15 protein-coding genes are annotated in these 18,346 nt (G+C 54.8%); 1 reads left to right on the top strand and 14 read right to left on the bottom strand.

All coding sequences use genetic code 11. The annotated features are described in order from the left end of the window. Positions 1–8: 8 nt before the first annotated feature. The 8 genes from rpsC to rpsJ form a co-directional block, all read right to left on the bottom strand. On the bottom strand, positions 9–689 hold the full coding sequence (rpsC, locus tag ACJJI7_RS09250) for a 30S ribosomal protein S3 (RefSeq protein ID WP_020411390.1): 681 nt from the start codon (positions 687–689) through the stop codon (positions 9–11). A gap of 19 nt (positions 690–708) precedes the next feature. Continuing rightward, positions 709–1,041, bottom strand: a complete 333-nt coding sequence (gene rplV / locus ACJJI7_RS09245; RefSeq protein WP_020411389.1) for a 50S ribosomal protein L22 — start codon at positions 1,039–1,041, stop codon at positions 709–711. Between the two features lie 15 nt (positions 1,042–1,056). Next, positions 1,057–1,335: a 30S ribosomal protein S19 gene (gene rpsS / locus ACJJI7_RS09240; RefSeq protein ID WP_020411388.1), complete on the bottom strand. Its 279-nt coding sequence runs from the start codon at positions 1,333–1,335 to the stop codon at positions 1,057–1,059. A 37-nt stretch (positions 1,336–1,372) separates the two neighbouring features. Then, positions 1,373–2,197, bottom strand: a complete 825-nt coding sequence (gene rplB, locus ACJJI7_RS09235; RefSeq protein WP_020411387.1) for a 50S ribosomal protein L2 — start codon at positions 2,195–2,197, stop codon at positions 1,373–1,375. Between the two features lie 14 nt (positions 2,198–2,211). Further along, a complete protein-coding gene (rplW, locus tag ACJJI7_RS09230) occupies positions 2,212–2,508 on the bottom strand; it encodes a 50S ribosomal protein L23 (RefSeq protein ID WP_020411386.1) in 297 nt (98 codons plus the stop codon). Further along, positions 2,505–3,119: a 50S ribosomal protein L4 gene (gene rplD, locus ACJJI7_RS09225; RefSeq protein ID WP_020411385.1), complete on the bottom strand. Its 615-nt coding sequence runs from the start codon at positions 3,117–3,119 to the stop codon at positions 2,505–2,507. The genes rplW and rplD overlap by 4 nt, the downstream gene beginning before the upstream one ends. Before the next feature lie 18 nt (positions 3,120–3,137). Beyond that, positions 3,138–3,773: a 50S ribosomal protein L3 gene (gene rplC, locus ACJJI7_RS09220; protein ID WP_353377120.1), complete on the bottom strand. Its 636-nt coding sequence runs from the start codon at positions 3,771–3,773 to the stop codon at positions 3,138–3,140. Positions 3,774–3,883: 110 nt separating this feature from the next. Continuing rightward, positions 3,884–4,195: a 30S ribosomal protein S10 gene (rpsJ, locus tag ACJJI7_RS09215; protein WP_010133849.1), complete on the bottom strand. Its 312-nt coding sequence runs from the start codon at positions 4,193–4,195 to the stop codon at positions 3,884–3,886. Positions 4,196–4,337: 142 nt separating this feature from the next. Here rpsJ and ACJJI7_RS09210 point away from each other — a divergent pair, with 142 nt between their 5' ends. After that, positions 4,338–4,847, top strand: coding sequence for an aminoacyl-tRNA deacylase (locus tag ACJJI7_RS09210; protein WP_020411383.1), 510 nt, complete (start codon positions 4,338–4,340; stop codon positions 4,845–4,847). 147 nt (positions 4,848–4,994) lie between these two features. Here ACJJI7_RS09210 and tuf read toward each other — a convergent pair whose 3' ends face one another. The 6 genes from tuf to rpoB form a co-directional block, all read right to left on the bottom strand. Beyond that, positions 4,995–6,188, bottom strand: a complete 1,194-nt coding sequence (gene tuf / locus ACJJI7_RS09205) for an elongation factor Tu (RefSeq protein ID WP_020411101.1) — start codon at positions 6,186–6,188, stop codon at positions 4,995–4,997. A gap of 75 nt (positions 6,189–6,263) precedes the next feature. Then, positions 6,264–8,369: an elongation factor G gene (gene fusA / locus ACJJI7_RS09200; protein WP_444902279.1), complete on the bottom strand. Its 2,106-nt coding sequence runs from the start codon at positions 8,367–8,369 to the stop codon at positions 6,264–6,266. Positions 8,370–8,459: 90 nt separating this feature from the next. After that, positions 8,460–8,930, bottom strand: coding sequence for a 30S ribosomal protein S7 (rpsG, locus tag ACJJI7_RS09195; protein WP_020411119.1), 471 nt, complete (start codon positions 8,928–8,930; stop codon positions 8,460–8,462). Positions 8,931–9,040: 110 nt separating this feature from the next. Continuing rightward, entirely contained in the window at positions 9,041–9,415 is a 375-nt protein-coding gene (rpsL, locus tag ACJJI7_RS09190; RefSeq protein ID WP_020411120.1) for a 30S ribosomal protein S12, read from the bottom strand. Between the two features lie 249 nt (positions 9,416–9,664). Further along, a complete protein-coding gene (gene rpoC, locus ACJJI7_RS09185) occupies positions 9,665–13,894 on the bottom strand; it encodes a DNA-directed RNA polymerase subunit beta' (protein WP_020411121.1) in 4,230 nt (1,409 codons plus the stop codon). Positions 13,895–14,025: 131 nt separating this feature from the next. Then, the gene (gene rpoB, locus ACJJI7_RS09180; RefSeq protein WP_282951744.1) at positions 14,026–18,099 is read right to left on the bottom strand and encodes a DNA-directed RNA polymerase subunit beta; all 4,074 of its coding nucleotides are present in this window, start codon (positions 18,097–18,099) and stop codon (positions 14,026–14,028) included. Positions 18,100–18,346: the final 247 nt, after the last annotated feature.

Here is an 18,346-nt window from a genome sequence, read left to right as displayed (position 1 = left end):
CGTACCCCTTATTTAGCAGCTTTCTTGCGGGTCTTAGCCGGCTTCTCATCGGGAACTTCGTCACCGATAACTTCGCCTTTAAAGATCCACACCTTGATACCGATGATGCCGTAGGTTGTCATCGCTTCAGCAGTGGCGTAGTCGATGTTAGCGCGCAGGGTGTGCAGGGGCACACGACCTTCGCGGTACCATTCGGTACGTGCGATTTCCGCACCACCGAGACGACCACTCACCTGAATCTTGATACCTTCGGCACCCTGACGCATAGCGTTCTGTACCGCACGCTTCATAGCGCGACGGAACATAACACGGCGTTCCAGCTGCTGGGCAACGTTCTGGCCAACCAGAGCCGCGTCCATATCAGGCTTGCGCACTTCTTCGATATCGATGTGCACAGGTACGCCCATCTGCGCGCTTACTTCGTTGCGCAGACGTTCTACGTCTTCACCTTTTTTACCGATTACGATACCGGGGCGTGCAGTGTGAATAGTCACACGTGCAGTGTTTGCCGGACGTTCGATCTCGATACGGCTCACGGAAGCGTGGGCCAGTTTTTTGCGAATGTATTCGCGAACTTTCAGATCCGTGTACAGCTTGTCTGCGTACTCGTCGCTGCCGGCATACCAAACAGAGGTATGCTTTTTAACGATACCCAGACGAATGCCGGTAGGATGTACTTTTTGTCCCATGGTTTTCTCGCCTGCTCTCTTATTTCTCGGCCACTTTCACAGTGATGTGACAAGTACGCTTAAGAATGCGATCTGCACGACCTTTCGCACGCGGTTTAATGCGCTTCATGGTCATACCTTCGTCCACAAAAATTGTGGAAACTTTCAGCTCGTCAACGTCAGCACCTTCGTTGTGCTCAGCGTTGGCAATGGCCGATTCCAGTACTTTCTTGACAATCGCCGCACCCTTTTTATTGCTAAATGCAAGAATATCCAGGGCTTCTTCAACGCCTTTGCCGCGAACCTGATCAGCTACCAGTCGCGCCTTTTGCGCCGATAGACGTGCGCCGCGTAATTTTGCTGCTACTTCCATCTTTTTAACCTCGGCTTAGCGCTTCTTCGCTTTCTTGTCCGCAGCATGACCGCGGTAAGTGCGGGTAGCAGCGAACTCGCCCAGTTTGTGGCCAACCATTTCTTCGTTAACCAAAACGGGCACGTGTTGACGACCGTTGTGTACGGCAATCGTCAGTCCAACCATTTCCGGCATAATCATGGAACGGCGGGACCAGGTTTTAATCGGTCGACGATCGTTTGCTTCAATCGCCGCCTCCACCTTCTTGATCAAATGCAGATCAATAAAGGGACCTTTCTTTAATGAGCGTGGCACTGTCGATTCCTCTCTAGCTGCTCAGACATCGCGCGGCTTACTTGCCGCGACGACGTACTATCATCTTATCGGTGCGCTTGTTCTTGCGCGTTTTCTTACCCTTGGTCGGAACGCCCCACGGAGTAACAGGGTGACGGCCACCGGAGGTACGACCTTCACCACCACCGTGCGGGTGATCTACCGGGTTCATCGCCACACCGCGAACGGTAGGACGAACACCACGCCAGCGTGCAGCACCGGCTTTACCCAGCTTGCGCAGGCTGTGCTCGGAGTTGCTCACTTCACCCAGGGTTGCGCGGCACTCAGCGAGAACCTTGCGCATTTCGCCGGAACGCAGACGAATAGTCGCGTACTGGCCTTCACGAGCTACCAGCTGTACAGAGGCACCTGCAGAGCGGGCTAACTGAGCGCCTTTACCAGGCTTCAGCTCAATGCCGTGAATTACAGAACCTACCGGAACGTTGCGCAGAGGCAGAGTGTTACCCACAGCAATCGGTGCGGCATCGCCGGACTGAATGGTGGCACCAGCCTTCAGGCCTTTCGGTGCAATGATGTAACGACGCTCACCATCTGCATAACACACCAGAGCGATGTGCGCGCTGCGATTGGGATCGTACTCCAGGCGCTCAACTTTAGCCGGAATACCGTCTTTGTTGCGCTTGAAGTCGATAACGCGGTAGTGCTGCTTGTGACCACCGCCGATGTGGCGAGTGGTAATACGACCATTGTTGTTACGGCCACCGCTTTTGCTTTTACTCTCCAGCAGAGGAGCGTAAGGAGCACCTTTGTGCAGGTCGGGGTTAACAACCTTAACCAGGTGACGACGGCCGGCGGAGGTCGGTTTTGTTTTTACAATTGCCATTGTAACAGTCCCCTTTACTCAGCAGCTTCAAAGTTGATGTCGCTGCCTTCAGCCAGGCGAACGTAGGCTTTTTTCCAGTCGCTGCGACGGCCCATGCCGTGGCGAGTGCGCTTGGTTTTACCTTTTACGTTCACGGTGCGAACCTGCTCAACGGAAACGTTAAACAGTTTCTCTACCGCAGCCTTGATTTCTGCTTTCTCAGCATCGGTGGAAACCTTGAAAACCACCTGGTTGGCACTATCGGCCAGCACAGCAGCTTTTTCGGAAATTACCGGGCCCAGCAGTACTTTGTAGAGTCGCTCTTGGTTCATCCCAGCACCTCTTCAATTTTCTTGAGCGCAGAAACGGTAACCACGACCTTATCAAAGCGAATCAGGCTTACGGGATCGATCGCCTGTACATCGCGGACGTCGATCTTGTGCAAGTTGCGAGCGGCCAGGTAGAGGTTTTCGCTAACCTCTTCAGTCACGATCAGCGCGTCGGACAGGTCAAATTGAGCCAGTTTGCTTACCAGCTGCTTGGTCTTGGGTGCATCCACGTCAAAGGACTCAACCACTACCAGGCGCTCCTGACGAGCCAGCTCAGACAGAATGCAACGCAGTGCAGCGCGGTACATTTTCTTGTTCAGCTTAACGCTGTGATCGCGCGGATCAGCGGCGAAAGTTACGCCACCGGAACGCCACAGCGGGCTGCGAATAGTACCGGCACGTGCACGGCCAGTACCTTTTTGGCGCCATGGCTTCTTGCCACCACCAGAAACGTCGGAACGATTCTTCTGCGCCTTGGTACCCTGGCGAGCGCCGGCCATATAGGCCACTACTGCCTGGTGCACCAGATCTTGGTTGAACTCACGCCCGAAAGTCACTTCAGAGACAGCTACTGTGCCTTTAGCGCCTTCGGGAGTAGCGATATTCAGTTCCATATCTATTTCCCCTCAGACTTAGGCTTTAACTGCCGGACGAACGATAACGTTGCCACCGGGTGCACCGGGAACAGCGCCTTTAACCAACAGCAGGTTGCGTTCGGCATCGACACGAACCACTTCCAGGTTTTGCACTGTTACGCGCTCAGCACCCATATGGCCAGCCATCTTCTTGCCTTTCCATACGCGGCCAGGAGTCTGACACTGACCGATAGAACCGGGTGCGCGGTGAGACAGGGAGTTACCGTGGGTTGCGTCCTGGGTGCGGAAATTCCAGCGCTTAACGCCGCCCTGGAAGCCTTTACCTTTGGAAGTGCCGGTTACGTCGATCTTCTGGCCAGCTTCAAAGCTGGAGACAGTGATTTCAGAACCGATTTCGAAAGTCTCTTCAGAACCATCAGTGCGCAGTTCGAAAAGATTAGTGCCAGCCTCTACATTGGCTTTGGCGAAGTGGCCCGCTTCGGGCTTGGAGACACGGGAAGCTTTGCGGTTACCCACTGCTACTTGAACAGCGGTATAGCCATCAGTTTCCTGAGTTTTCACCTGGGTGACGCGATTCGGAGCAACCTCAACAACGGTTACCGGAATGGATACGCCATCTTCAGTGAAGATGCGAGTCATGCCGCTCTTGCGGCCGACAATACCTATAGTCATCTTTATTAACCTCTCAGTGCACGGGGCTTTAACCCACTGCGGCCGCCCAGTTTCAGAGCGTTACACTACCCGGACCTTTTTCGCCCGGGATTCGGTAGTTAGTAAAAGTGTTAGCCGAGACTAATTTGGACCTCAACACCGGCCGCCAGATCGAGCTTCATCAGCGCGTCGACGGTTTTCTCGGTAGGCTCAACGATGTCCAGCAAACGCTTGTGAGTACGGATTTCGTACTGGTCGCGAGCGTCTTTATTAACGTGCGGAGAAATCAGTACGGTGTACTTCTCTTTGCGAGTCGGCAGCGGGATAGGACCGCGAACTTGTGCGCCAGTGCGCTTAGCCGTCTCTACGATCTCCTGAGTGGACGCGTCGATCAGCTTGTGATCGAAGGCCTTCAGGCGAATACGGATACGTTGACCCTGCATGGAATCAAACTCCAACTTATGAACTAAAGAACGTCCTCTTCCGCAGCCCCGAGGGCGGGCGAAAAGGAGCGCGAATTCTACGGGGAGCGCGGGAGGCTGTCAACTGTACAGCCTGCGCAAATTTCAATCTGCGCAAACTACAATGAAGTACCTAAAGTGGAACGAGGGTACAGAAATGACTATTGCCGCAAAATTGAGTCAATACCTCAATGACCAGTCGGTCGACTACCACCTGGTTCAACACCCACATACACGAACCAGCCGCGAAAGCGCACACGCAGCCCATGTCAGAGAGGACCAGGTAGCCAAGGCGATTATGCTGCAGGACAATGACGGCTATGTAATGGTGGTGATACCCGCCAGTAGCAGCCTGGATATGCGTGCCGTACATATGGAAACCGGTCGTAACGGCCTGGAAATGGTTGCGGAGAATGAACTCGGTTCAATCTTCCCGGATTGTGAACTGGGCGCCCTCCCCCCAATTGGCCAGGCGTATGGCATCACCACCCTGCTGGACAGCAGCCTCAGCCACCAGGAGACCATTTATTTCGAGGCCGGTGACCACGAAGAACTTGTGGAAATGGACGGACCACAATTCACCAAGCTCTTTATCAGCAGCCACACAGCCGACCTGAGCAAGGACTGGCCGTAAATTACCACCCGACCAACCAGGCCGCTGGCCAACCGTAATTAAGGGTGCTTTCAATTATGTCGCCAACCCTTAACTCCAAATCTCTATTTCGGGCATAAAAAAAGCCGCAGCGTTTCCGCCGCGGCTTTTTCAGATCACGAGTAACGATTACTCAATGATCTTAGCAACAACGCCCGCACCTACGGTACGACCACCTTCGCGAATAGCGAAGCGCAGGCCGTCTTCCATGGCGATCGGAGCGATCAGGGTAACAACCATTTGAATGTTGTCGCCCGGCATTACCATTTCAGTACCTTCCGGCAGCTCTACCGCACCAGTTACGTCGGTAGTACGGAAGTAAAACTGAGGACGGTAGCCTTTAAAGAACGGGGTGTGACGACCACCTTCGTCCTTGGACAGTACGTACACTTCTGCTTCGAACTTGGTGTGCGGAGTGATAGAACCAGGCTTAGCCAGTACCTGACCACGCTCCACTTCGTCACGCTTGGTGCCGCGCAGCAGCGCGCCGATGTTCTCACCTGCACGACCTTCGTCGAGCAGCTTGCGGAACATCTCAACACCAGTACAGGTGGTAGTGGTGGTCTCTTTGATACCAACGATTTCGATCTCGTCGCCAGTGTGGATTACACCGCGCTCTACACGACCGGTTACCACGGTACCACGGCCGGAGATGGAGAATACGTCTTCGATCGGCATCAGGAACGGCAGGTCTACAGCGCGCTCCGGCTCAGGAATGTACTCGTCCAGGGTCTCAACCAGCTTCTTAACAGCGGTGGTACCCATTTCGTTGTCGTCTTCGCCGTTCAGGGCCATCAGAGCAGAACCAACGATGATCGGAGTGTCGTCACCCGGGAACTCGTACTGGTCCAGAAGTTCGCGAACTTCCATCTCTACCAGCTCGAGCAGCTCTTCGTCGTCTACCATGTCCGCTTTGTTCAGGAACACAACGATGTAAGGTACACCTACCTGACGGGAAAGCAGGATGTGCTCACGAGTCTGCGGCATGGGGCCGTCAGCTGCGGAACATACCAGGATAGCGCCGTCCATCTGAGCAGCACCGGTGATCATGTTCTTAACGTAGTCGGCGTGTCCCGGGCAGTCTACGTGCGCGTAGTGGCGAGTCGGGGACTCGTACTCAACGTGAGAGGTAGCGATGGTGATACCGCGCTCACGCTCTTCCGGTGCATTGTCGATACCGTCGAAAGCTACAGCGTCACCGCCCCATACTTCCGCACATACGCGGGTCAGAGCAGCGGTCAGGGTGGTTTTACCGTGGTCAACGTGACCGATGGTGCCCACGTTCACGTGGGGCTTGGAACGTTCAAACTTTTCTTTTGCCATCTTAGATGTCCTCTAGCTAAAAGTTTGCCAAAGAAGCCTCAGCCATTCACTGAGGCCCTTTTGAGCAGAAGTTAATTAGGCCTTGTTCTTTGCGATGATCTCATCGGCAACATTTTTCGGCGCTTCGGCGTACTTCAGGAACTCCATGGTGTAGGTAGCACGGCCCTGAGTAGCAGAACGCAGGTCGGTTGCGTAACCAAACATCTCTGCCAGAGGTACTTCCGCGTTTACAACCTTACCAGCGGGGTTGTCTTCCATACCCTGAATGAGGCCACGACGACGGTTGAGGTCACCAACCACGTCACCCATGTTCTCTTCCGGAGTTACCACTTCCACCTTCATCATCGGCTCAAGCAGTACTGCACCGCCCACAGAGGACAGCTTCTTGGTCGCCATGGAGCCGGCGATTTTAAACGCCATTTCACTGGAGTCCACATCGTGGTAGGAACCGTCGTACAGAGTTGCCTTCAGGCCCAGCAGCGGGTAGCCAGCCAGAACACCGTTTTGCATCTGCTCTTCGATACCTTTTGATACCGCCGGGATGTATTCCTTAGGTACAACACCGCCCACGATTTCGTTAACAAATTCCAGACCTTCCTGGGACTCGTCTTCAGCGGGCTCAAATTTCACCCATACGTGACCGAACTGACCACGACCACCGGACTGACGAACGAACTTGCCTTCGATCTCAGAGGTGTTACGGATCGCTTCACGGTAGGCAACCTGAGGCTTACCGATGTTCGCTTCAACGTTGAACTCGCGACGCATACGGTCGACGATGATGTCCAGGTGCAGCTCACCCATACCAGAGATGATGGTCTGACCGGTTTCCTCGTCGGTCTTCACACGGAAAGACGGGTCTTCCTGGGCCAGCTTACCGAGGGCAATACCCATTTTTTCCTGGTCCGGCTTGGACTTGGGCTCAACCGCAACAGAAATTACCGGCTCTGGGAACTCCATGCGCTCCAGAACAATCTTGTTGCTCTCGGCACACAGGGTGTCACCAGTGGTTACATCCTTCAGACCGATCGCAGCTGCGATGTCGCCAGCCAATACTTCTTTAATTTCCTGACGGTCGTTGGAGTGCATCTGCACCATACGGCCAACGCGCTCTTTCTTCATTTTTACGGAGTTGTATACCGCAGTACCGCTCTCCAGCTTACCGGAGTAGACACGGAAGAAAGTCAGGGTGCCAACGAAGGGGTCGGTAGCAATTTTGAACGCCAGAGCGGCGAACGGAGCCTCGTCATCCGCTTCGCGGGTCTCAACGGTTTCGCCGTCTTCCAGAGTACCTTCGATCGCCTTAACTTCAGTCGGCGCCGGCAGGTATTCGATAACTGCGTCCAGTACAGCTTGTACGCCCTTGTTCTTGAAGGCAGAGCCGCCCAGAACCGGAACGATTTCGTTGGCCAGAGTACGCTGGCGAATAGCTGCCTTGATCTCGCCTTCGGTCAGCTCACCCTCTTCCAGGTATTTCTCCATCAGCTCTTCGCTGGCTTCAGCCGCCGCTTCTACCAGGTACTCGCGCATTTCGTCGCACTCGTCCTGCAGCTCAGCGGGGATGTCAGCGTATTCAAAGGTCATGCCCTGGTCTGCTTCGTTCCAGATGATGGCTTTCATCTTCACCAGGTCAACAACACCCTTGAACTCGTCCTCAGCACCGATGGTCATTTGCAGCGGTACAGCGTTCGCGTTCAGACGGTCTTTCAGCTGGCTCACAACGTTGCGGAAGTTCGCACCGGCGCGGTCCATTTTGTTGACGAATACCATGCGCGGTACTTCGTATTTGTTCGCCTGGCGCCAAACGGTTTCAGTTTGAGGCTGAACACCAGAGGAACCACACAGAACAACAACCGCGCCGTCGAGTACGCGCAGGGAGCGCTCTACTTCAATGGTGAAGTCAACGTGTCCCGGGGTGTCGATGATGTTTACGCGGTGCTGGTCGAACTGCTGCTGCATGCCGGCCCAGAAACAGGTGGTTGCAGCGGAAGTGATGGTAATACCACGCTCCTGCTCCTGCTCCATCCAGTCCATGGTTGCGGCGCCTTCGTGCACCTCACCAATTTTGTGGGACAGACCAGTGTAGAAAAGTACGCGCTCAGTAGTGGTGGTTTTACCGGCGTCTACGTGGGCACAGATACCGATGTTGCGGTAACGTGCGATAGGCGTTTTACGTGCCACAGTTGTATCCTCGATATAACGGCAAAAGGCAGCCTGGAAATTTCCGTGCTGCCTTTCGGTATTAATTTCCGATGTTGGTAATCATCAGACTTAGAAGCGGTAGTGAGAGAACGCCTTGTTGGCTTCCGCCATGCGGTGTACATCTTCACGCTTCTTGACCGCACCGCCCTTGTTCTGAGCTGCATCGATCATTTCATTGGCCAGGCGCTGAGCCATGGACTTCTCGCCGCGCTTGCGGGAGAACTCCACCAACCAACGCATTGCCAGAGCCATACGGCGCGAGGGGCGCACTTCTACAGGCACCTGATAGGTCGCACCACCAACACGGCGGGATTTAACTTCCACCATAGGCGCGATGTTTTCCAAAGACTCCTCAAATACTTCGATAGGGTCTTTGTTCATTTTTTCAGAAACAGTCTCCAGGGCACCGTATACGATACGCTCTGCTACTGACTTCTTGCCGCTGATCATGACATGGTTCATGAACTTGGCCAGGGTGACGTTCCCGAACTTGGGATCGGGTAGTACTTCGCGCTTGGCGACTACTCGTCTTCTCGGCATGGGTATTGCCTCTCTTCAGGGTTATTCTGAGACGCCGCCGTAAAACCTTACAATCCGGCGAGCTCAGCCTTACTCCGGTTGGAAACCGAAACGCAAATCGTTAAAGGAGATTAACCTTTAGGACGCTTGGCGCCGTACTTAGAACGGCCCTGCTTGCGGTCGTTTACGCCGGCACAGTCAAGTGCACCGCGTACAGTGTGGTAACGCACACCCGGCAGGTCTTTTACACGACCGCCGCGAATCAGTACCACGCTGTGCTCCTGCAGGTTGTGGCCTTCACCACCGATGTACGAAGTTACTTCGAAACCGTTGGTGAGACGCACACGGCAAACTTTGCGCAGTGCGGAGTTCGGCTTCTTCGGTGTAGTGGTGTACACGCGAGTGCAAACTCCACGACGCTGCGGGCTGGCCTGCAGAGCGGGAACGTCGCTTTTTTCGACTTTGCGTTTTCTCGGCTTACGAACCAACTGGTTGATCGTTGCCATTAAAAATCACTCCAAAAATAAAATGCCCCCACCTCTTACAGTGAGGGCCTGTCGTCTGTGTGTAGCGCCGACTCGAAGGCCGGACGAAACACCCCACATCAGCGGGGGCCGCATTCTATAAGCGACAACCCGCCTAGTCAATCGGCGACGGAAGTAAGTGCTTACATCACAGACAGTCGCCAATCTCACTCGGCACCGAAATGCCTGGATATACCCCACTCCGCCGGCAAGGCAGAGTGGGAATACACCTTATTCGCCAGAGGACTTCAAGGCCTCGGTCAAGGCCGCTTCCACCTCTGCTGCGGAAGGACCTTCACTGAAGCTCTCTTCCAACTGCAGGCTGCGCTTGCGCTTGCGCTCGCTGTGGTAGGCCAGACCAGTACCTGCCGGAATCAGGCGACCCACTACTACGTTCTCTTTCAGACCGCGCAGGCTGTCTTCCTTGCCGGTTACCGCCGCTTCAGTTAGAACGCGAGTAGTCTCCTGGAACGAAGCCGCCGACAGGAAGGACTCGGTGGCCAAAGAGGCTTTAGTGATACCCAGCAACAGACGCTCGAATTGCGCAGGCTGCTTGTTTTCGGCACGCAGCTGTTCGTTCTCTTCTATCACGCGTTGGTATTCAACCTGATCGCCCTTAATAAAGCCGGAGTCACCCATCTCGGTGATCTCCACTTTACGCAACATCTGACGCACAATCGTTTCGATGTGCTTATCGTTAATGCCTACACCCTGGAGACGGTAAACTTCCTGGATCTCATTGGTGATGTAGCGTGCCAGCTCTTCCACACCTTTCAGGCGCAGGATGTCATGCGGGTTTGACGGGCCATCGGAGATAACCTCACCCTTTTCTACGGTTTCACCCTCGAACACAGTCAGCTGACGGTGCTTCGGAATCAGAACCTCGTAGTGATCCTTACCGTTGGCCAGAGGCTTGCCGTCGCGCGGAGTAATCTGCAGACGAACCTTGCCCTTGGTCTCTTTACCGAAGGAAACAGTACCGGAGATTTCCGCCAGGATAGACGGCTCTTTCGGCTTACGGGCCTCGAACAGGTCGGCAACGCGCGGCAGACCACCGGTGATATCCTTGGTACCACCGGATTCCTGCGGAATACGCGCGATAACGTCACCCACGTTCACCTGTTTGCCTTCAGCCAGACTGAGGATGGCGCGCGGCGGCAATGCGTAGTGCGCCGGCGCATTACTGTTAGCCAGTGTCAGCTCTTCGCCATTTTCATCAACCAGGGTTACTGCAGGACGCAGGTCTTTACCCGCTGCCGGACGCTCGGCCGGATCGATTACCTCAATAGAGGACAGACCGGTAATATCATCGGTCTGCTTGCGAATAGAGAGACCGTCTTCCATACCGGACAGCTTCACCCAACCGGCAACCTCGGTGATGATCGGGTGGGTGTGCGGATCCCACTTGGCCACGATCTGGCCACCGTCTACCTCAGCACCTTCGTAAACGCTGATCACAGCGCCGTAAGGCAGCTTATAGCGCTCACGCTCGCGGCCAGCACCATCAGCAATAGCCAACTCACCGGAGCGGGAAACCGCTACCAGAGTGCCAGCTTCGGTTTTCACTGTCTTCACATTGTGCAGGCGTACGGTACCGCCCAGCTTCACCTGAATACTGTCCGCTGCAGAAGCACGGCTCGCAGCACCACCAATGTGGAAGGTACGCATGGTCAGCTGAGTGCCCGGCTCACCGATAGACTGTGCGGCAACAACACCCACAGACTCACCTGGGTTGGCGCGGTGGCCACGGGCCAGGTCACGACCGTAACACTGGGCACAAATACCGTGGGCGGTGGTACAGCTGATCGGGGAGCGAACCAGAACCTCATCGATACCCATGGCTTCGATGCGCTCTACCCACTTCTCGTCGATCATAGTGCCAGCGGGAACGGCAATTTCATCGCTACCAGGCTTGAGGACATCGCGGGCTACAACACGGCCGAGGATACGGTCACCGAGAGACTCGATTACGTCACCACCCTCAATTACCGGCGCCATTGTCAGACCATCATCGGTGCCACAATCCACTTCAGTGATTACCACGTCTTGAGCAACATCCACCAGGCGGCGAGTCAGGTAACCGGAGTTAGCGGTTTTCAGTGCGGTATCCGCCAGACCTTTACGAGCACCGTGGGTCGAGATGAAGTACTGCTGTACAGTCAGACCTTCACGGAAGTTCGCGGTAATGGCGTTCTCAATAATGGAACCATCTGGACGAGCCATCAGACCACGCATACCAGCGAGCTGGCGAATCTGCGCCTCAGAACCCCGTGCGCCTGAGTCGGCGTACATGTATACAGAGTTGAAGGAATCCTGCTCGGCTTCTTTACCCTCGCGATCGATCACCTTCTCTTTCTTGATCCCCGCCATCATTGCCTGGGTTACCTTATCGTTGGTACGGGACCAAACATCGATAACCTTGTTGTACTTCTCACCCTGGGTTACCAGACCAGAAGCAAACTGGCTTTCAATCTCTTTTACTTCAGCTTCAGCAGCGCCGATCAGGTCGGCCTTAGCAGCTGGGATTTCAAAGTCATTCACACCAATGGAGGAACCGGACTTTGTAGAGAAATCGAAACCGGTGTACATCAGCTGGTCAGCGAAAATAACTGTCGCCTTCAGGCCCACCTTGCGGTAGCACTCGTTAAGCACACGAGAAATGGATTTCTTTTTCATCGGCTGGTTAACCAGCTCGAACGGTAGGCCTTCCGGTACGATGTTCCAAAGCAGCGCACGGCCGACAGTGGTGTCCTGTACAGAGATACTCTCGTGCTTCTCCCCATCCTCACCAAGAATCTTCTCGCGGATGCGCACCTTGACTTTCGCCTGCAAGCCAACCTGCTTGGCGTAGAAGGCGCGGCTCACTTCCTTGATATCGGAGAAGAACATGCCCTCGCCTCTATCATTTACACGCTCACGGGTCATCCAATACAGACCCAGCACCACGTCCTGGGAAGGTACGATGATCGGTTCACCGTTTGCGGGCGACAGGATATTGTTGGTGGACATCATCAGCGCGCGGGATTCCAGCTGCGCTTCAATAGTCAGCGGTACGTGTACTGCCATCTGGTCGCCGTCGAAGTCGGCGTTATAGGCGGCACAAACCAGCGGGTGCAGCTGGATTGCTTTACCTTCAATCAGTACCGGCTCAAACGCCTGGATACCCAGACGGTGAAGAGTCGGGGCACGGTTAAGCAGTACCGGGTGCTCGCGGATAACTTCGTCGAGAATATCCCAAACGACCGCTTCCTCGCGCTCTACCATTTTCTTGGCAGCTTTGATGGTGGTGGCCAGGCCTCGGGCTTCGAGCTTGCCGAAAATAAACGGTTTGAACAGCTCCAACGCCATTTTCTTGGGCAGGCCACACTGATGCAGGCGCAGGGTCGGACCGACCACAATTACGGAACGACCGGAATAGTCAACACGCTTACCCAGCAGGTTCTGACGGAAACGACCTTGCTTACCTTTAATCATGTCCGCCAGGGACTTCAGCGGGCGCTTGTTAGAGCCAGTGATGGCACGGCCGCGACGACCATTATCCAACAGCGCATCCACAGATTCCTGCAGCATACGCTTTTCGTTGCGCACGATAATATCTGGCGCATTCAACTCGAGCAGGCGCTTCAGGCGGTTGTTACGGTTAATCACACGGCGGTAGAGGTCGTTCAGATCGGAGGTCGCAAAGCGGCCACCATCCAACGGTACCAGTGGGCGCAGATCCGGCGGCAGAACAGGCAGTGCCTGCATTACCATCCACTCGGGGTTATTGCCGGACTTGTAGAAAGCTTCCAGCAGCTTCAGGCGCTTGGACAGTTTCTTGATCTTGGTCTCGGAGTTGGTAGCCGGGATCTCTTCACGCAGACGCTGAATCTCAGCAGGCAATTCGATGTCACTCATCAACTCCTGGATCGCTTCGGCACCCATCTTTGCTTCGAACTCATCGGCGAATTCTTCCATCGCCTCGAAGTACTGCTCGTCATTTAGCAGCTGGCCGCGCTCCAGGGTGGTCATGCCGGGCTCGGTTACCACGTAGGATTCAAAATACAGCACACGCTCGATATCACGCAGGGTCATATCCAGCAGCAGGCCGATACGGGACGGCAGGGATTTCAGGAACCAGATATGCGCAACCGGGCTAGCCAGCTCAATGTGGCCCATACGCTCACGGCGCACTTTGGCCTTGGTAACTTCAACGCCACACTTCTCACAGATAATGCCGCGATGCTTCATGCGCTTGTACTTACCGCACAAGCACTCGTAATCCTTCACTGGACCAAAGATCTTGGCACAGAACAAACCTTCGCGCTCTGGCTTGAAGGTACGATAGTTAATGGTCTCCGGCTTCTTCACTTCGCCGTAGGACCAGGAGCGAATCATGTCCGGCGAGGCCAGACCGATGCGGATCGCATCAAACTCTTCCAGGTGCTCCTGGGACTTCACCAGATTTAATAAATCTTTCAAGGCCTTTCCTCCACTAGGGGATAGTCAACCCGGCAGACAAGCTGTGCCGGGTGGGCCGGTGCCCTACTGCATTCAGGGGCGCCGGCACTTGTCTCAATTCGCCTGCTAACAGGCTGCTGCACAAATCGGTCTTACTCGTGCTCGAGCTCGAAGTTCATACCGAGAGAGCGGATTTCCTTAACCAGTACGTTGAAGGATTCCGGCATGCCGGGCTCCATACGGTGGTCAGAGTCCACGATGTTTTTGTACATCTTGGTACGACCTTCCACGTCATCGGATTTAACTGTGAGCATTTCCTGCAGGGTGTAAGCCGCACCGTAAGCTTCCAGTGCCCAGACCTCCATCTCCCCGAAACGCTGACCACCGAACTGGGCCTTACCGCCGAGTGGCTGCTGGGTAACCAGGCTGTAGGAACCAGTGGAACGCGCGTGCATCTTGTCGTCCACCAGGTGGTTCAGCTTGAGCATGTACATGTAGCCCACAGTCACAGGACGTTCAAAGGCATCGCCTGTACGGCCGTCGTGCAGAGTAATCTGTCCGGAATCTGGGATATCCGCAAGACGGAGCAATTGCTTGATTTCGCTCTCATCGGCACCGTCGAATACGGGAGTTGCCATAGGCACACCGCGACGCAGGTTGTGCGCCATTCCCATGACTTCCTCATCGGACAGGGTTTCCAGCTCCTCACGGCGACCACCGGTGGAGTTGTAAACCTCTTCCAGGAAACCGCGTACCTTGGCAATTTCCTGCTGCTCCTTAATCATCTTGTCGACTTTGACGCCGAGGCCTTTAGCAGCCATGCCCAAGTGCATTTCCAGAACCTGCCCGACGTTCATCCGCGAGGGAACCCCCAGTGGATTCAGAACGATGTCTACCGGCTCACCGTTTTGGTCGTACGGCATATCCTCAACGGGCTTGATTACGGAGATCACACCCTTGTTACCATGGCGACCGGCCATCTTGTCGCCCGGCTGGATGCGGCGCTTGATCGCCAGGTAGACCTTAACGATTTTCAATACGCCTGGAGCCAGGTCATCGCCGGACTCCAGTTTCTTCTTCTTGTCTTCGAAGGCTTCGTCCAGCAGCTTACGGCGCTCTTTCAACTGAGCTTCCGCCTTTTCCAGCTGATCATTCAAGCCTTCTTCTTCCATACGCAGCTTGAACCAGTCTTCGCGTGGCAGCGCACCCAGCACTTCAGCAGTCAGTTCCTGACCTTTGCTGATACCTTTACCACCAGCGGCTTTCTGGCCTTGCAATGCGTTCTGCAAGCGCTCAAAAGTAGCAGCTTCAACGATGCGGTATTCTTCGTTCAGGTCCTTGCGAACCTCATCCAACTGGGCTTTCTCGATATCGATGGAACGCTGGTCTTTTTGCAGACCGTCGCGGGTAAACACCTGTACATCGATCACGGTACCGCGGGTGCCGCTAGGCGCACGCAGGGAGGTGTCCTTAACGTCGGAGGCTTTCTCACCGAAGATTGCGCGCAGCAGCTTCTCTTCCGGAGTCAGCTGTGCTTCACCTTTCGGAGTTACCTTGCCCACCAGAATATCGCCGGGGCCCACTTCCGCACCGATATACACGATGCCGGATTCATCCAGTTTATTCAGCGCAGACTCACCCACGTTAGGAATATCCGCGGTGATTTCCTCACTACCCAACTTGGTATCACGGGCAATACAGGTCAGCTCCTGAATATGGATGGTGGTGAAGCGGTCTTCCTGTACAACACGCTCACTGATAAGGATGGAGTCCTCAAAGTTGTAACCATTCCAGGGCATAAATGCGATGCGCATATTCTGGCCCAGTGCCAGCTCACCCAGATCAACAGACGGGCCATCGGCAAGAATGTCACCGCGCTCAACGCGATCACCGGTGCTTACGATCGGGCGTTGGTTAATACAGGTATTCTGGTTGGAGCGGATGTACTTGGTCAGGTTGTAGATATCCACACCTGCATCACCGGCTTCAACCTCAGCATCAGCCACTCGCACTACAACGCGGCTGGAATCTACACGTTCAATCACACCGCCGCGCTTGGCTACCACACACACACCGGAGTCACGCGCCACAGTGCGTTCCATACCGGTACCCACCAACGGCTTTTCAGCACGCAGGGTTGGAACCGCCTGGCGTTGCATGTTCGATCCCATCAATGCACGGTTGGCGTCATCGTGCTCAAGGAAAGGAATCATTGCCGCAGCTACAGAAACCACCTGCTTAGCGGATACATCCATATACTGAATTTCACCCGGCGCTTTCAGGGCGAATTCATTTTGGTGACGCACGCTCACCAGGTCATCGGTGAAATTGCCTTCATCATCAACAGCAGCAGACGCCTGGGCAATTACGTAGTTGGCCTCGTTAATCGCAGACAGGTACTCGATTTCGTCGGTAACCTTGCCATCAACCACTTTGCGGTAGGCACTCTCAAGGAAGCCATAGTGGTTGGCACGGGCGTAAGTCGCCAGGGAGTTAATCAGACCGATGTTCGGTCCTTCCGGTGTTTCAATAGGACATACGCGGCCGTAGTGCGTAGGGTGTACGTCTCGTACCTCAAAGCCGGCGCGCTCGCGCGTCAGGCCGCCCGGGCCCAGTGCGGAAACACGGCGCTTGTGGGTAACTTCCGACAGCGGGTTGTTCTGGTCCATAAACTGAGACAGCTGTGAGGAACCGAAGAACTCTTTAACGGCAGCTGCTACCGGCTTGGCGTTGATCAGGTCTTGCGGCATCAGGCCTTCAGACTCTGCCATGGACAGGCGCTCTTTGACCGCGCGCTCAACACGCACCAGGCCAACGCGGAACTGGTTTTCAGCCATCTCACCTACGGAACGCACGCGACGGTTACCCAGGTGGTCAATATCGTCCACCATACCCTGGCCGTTGCGGATATCGATCAACATTTTCAGCACATCAACGATATCTTCTTTGCTCAGAGTGCCCTGGCCTGTTTCATCTTCACGGCCCAGGCGGCGGTTGAACTTCATGCGGCCAACCGCAGACAGGTCATAGCGCTCGTCGGTAAAGAACAGGTTCTCGAACAGGGACTCCGCAGATTCCTTGGTAGGTGGCTCGCCCGGGCGCATCATGCGGTAGATCTCCACCAGCGCTTCCAGCTGAGTGCGGGAGGGCTCTGCACGCAAGGTATCGGAGATAAACGGTCCCCGGTCCAGATCATTGGTGTACAGAGTATCGAACTGCTTGATATTCAGCACACGCAACTGCGCGATCACTTCTGCAGTGATCTCGGTATTACACTCGACCGCAATTTCGCCAGTGGATTCATCGACAATATCGTGGGCCAAGGTGCGGCCAAACAGGTACTCCAGGGGTGCTTCCAGTTTCTCAACACCGGCCTTTTCCAGCTGGCGAATGTGGCGCGGAGTGATACGACGCCCCTCTTCCACAATCACCTTGCCCTGGTCATCTTTGATATCAAAGGAGGCAACGTCACCACGCAAGCGAGAAGGGATCAGTTCCAGGCTGACGTGATCCTCGTGCAGCTCAAACCTGCTGGTCTCGAAGAACATCTCCAGCATTTCCTGGGAGCTATAACCCAGTGCACGCAACAGAATCGTCGCTGGCAGTTTGCGGCGACGGTCGATACGTACGAATACCAGATCTTTCGGGTCGAACTCGAAATCCAACCAGGATCCACGGTAAGGGATAACTCGTGCGGCGTACAACAGCTTACCGGAGGAGTGAGTCTTGCCTTTGTCGTGATCGAAAAATACACCCGGGGAACGGTGTAACTGGGATACGATTACCCGCTCAGTACCATTGATTACAAAAGTACCGTTGTCGGTCATGAGCGGGATTTCGCCCATGTACACTTCCTGCTCTTTGATGTCCTTGATGGACTTATTCGCAGACTCTTTATCGTAAATAATCAGGCGTACTCGCACGCGCAGTGGGCACGCGTAAGTGACACCGCGCAGGGTGCACTCTTTTACATCAAAAGCCGGCTTACCCAGCGTATAGCTCACGTACTCCAGGGCGGCATTGCCGGAATAGCTGACAATTGGAAATACAGATTTAAACGCCGCCTGCAGGCCAACATCCAGGCGGTCATCTGGGCGCTTGTCGGCCTGTGTAAAATTGCGATATGAATCCAGCTGTATCGCAAGCAGGAAGGGCACATCCATGACCTTAGGCAGTTTGCCAAAATCCTTGCGGATACGTTTTTTCTCAGTATATGAGTAAGCCATTCAAATTCCCCAGCTTGATCAGTGACAAGACTTCGTGGAACTCCATTCGGGAGTTCCTCCGGGCGAGAAGCCTCTGAGCAACACAGTTTGGGCTGTACTGATCAGAAACCTCTCCGCTTGCTTTTAGGCAGCATGGCTGCGCTATGGTTAAATGAGGTTTGCCACGGTTTTTCCTTCCGCCGGCACCACTAAAAACCTCAGTACCGCAAACGGCAAAAAGGCCGGCGGACAAAGTCCACCAGCCTTA

The organism is Microbulbifer variabilis, assembly GCF_056232115.1.
This window is presented reverse-complemented; position numbering and strand designations above follow the sequence as displayed.

What these genes read in the sequence shown, in the direction of transcription:
- rpoB (WP_282951744.1), bottom strand. Translation starts at nt 18,099, where the DNA reads ATGGCTTACTCATATACTGAGAAAAAACGTATCCGCAAGGATTTTGGC.
- rplD (WP_020411385.1), bottom strand. Translation starts at nt 3,119, where the DNA reads ATGGAACTGAATATCGCTACTCCCGAAGGCGCTAAAGGCACAGTAGCT.
- rpsL (WP_020411120.1), bottom strand. Translation starts at nt 9,415, where the DNA reads ATGGCAACGATCAACCAGTTGGTTCGTAAGCCGAGAAAACGCAAAGTC.
- rplV (WP_020411389.1), bottom strand. Translation starts at nt 1,041, where the DNA reads ATGGAAGTAGCAGCAAAATTACGCGGCGCACGTCTATCGGCGCAAAAG.
- ACJJI7_RS09210 (WP_020411383.1), top strand. Translation starts at nt 4,338, where the DNA reads ATGAAGTACCTAAAGTGGAACGAGGGTACAGAAATGACTATTGCCGCA.
- rplB (WP_020411387.1), bottom strand. Translation starts at nt 2,197, where the DNA reads ATGGCAATTGTAAAAACAAAACCGACCTCCGCCGGCCGTCGTCACCTG.
- rplW (WP_020411386.1), bottom strand. Translation starts at nt 2,508, where the DNA reads ATGAACCAAGAGCGACTCTACAAAGTACTGCTGGGCCCGGTAATTTCC.
- tuf (WP_020411101.1), bottom strand. Translation starts at nt 6,188, where the DNA reads ATGGCAAAAGAAAAGTTTGAACGTTCCAAGCCCCACGTGAACGTGGGC.
- rplC (WP_353377120.1), bottom strand. Translation starts at nt 3,773, where the DNA reads ATGACTATAGGTATTGTCGGCCGCAAGAGCGGCATGACTCGCATCTTC.
- rpsC (WP_020411390.1), bottom strand. Translation starts at nt 689, where the DNA reads ATGGGACAAAAAGTACATCCTACCGGCATTCGTCTGGGTATCGTTAAA.
- rpsJ (WP_010133849.1), bottom strand. Translation starts at nt 4,195, where the DNA reads ATGCAGGGTCAACGTATCCGTATTCGCCTGAAGGCCTTCGATCACAAG.
- rpsG (WP_020411119.1), bottom strand. Translation starts at nt 8,930, where the DNA reads ATGCCGAGAAGACGAGTAGTCGCCAAGCGCGAAGTACTACCCGATCCC.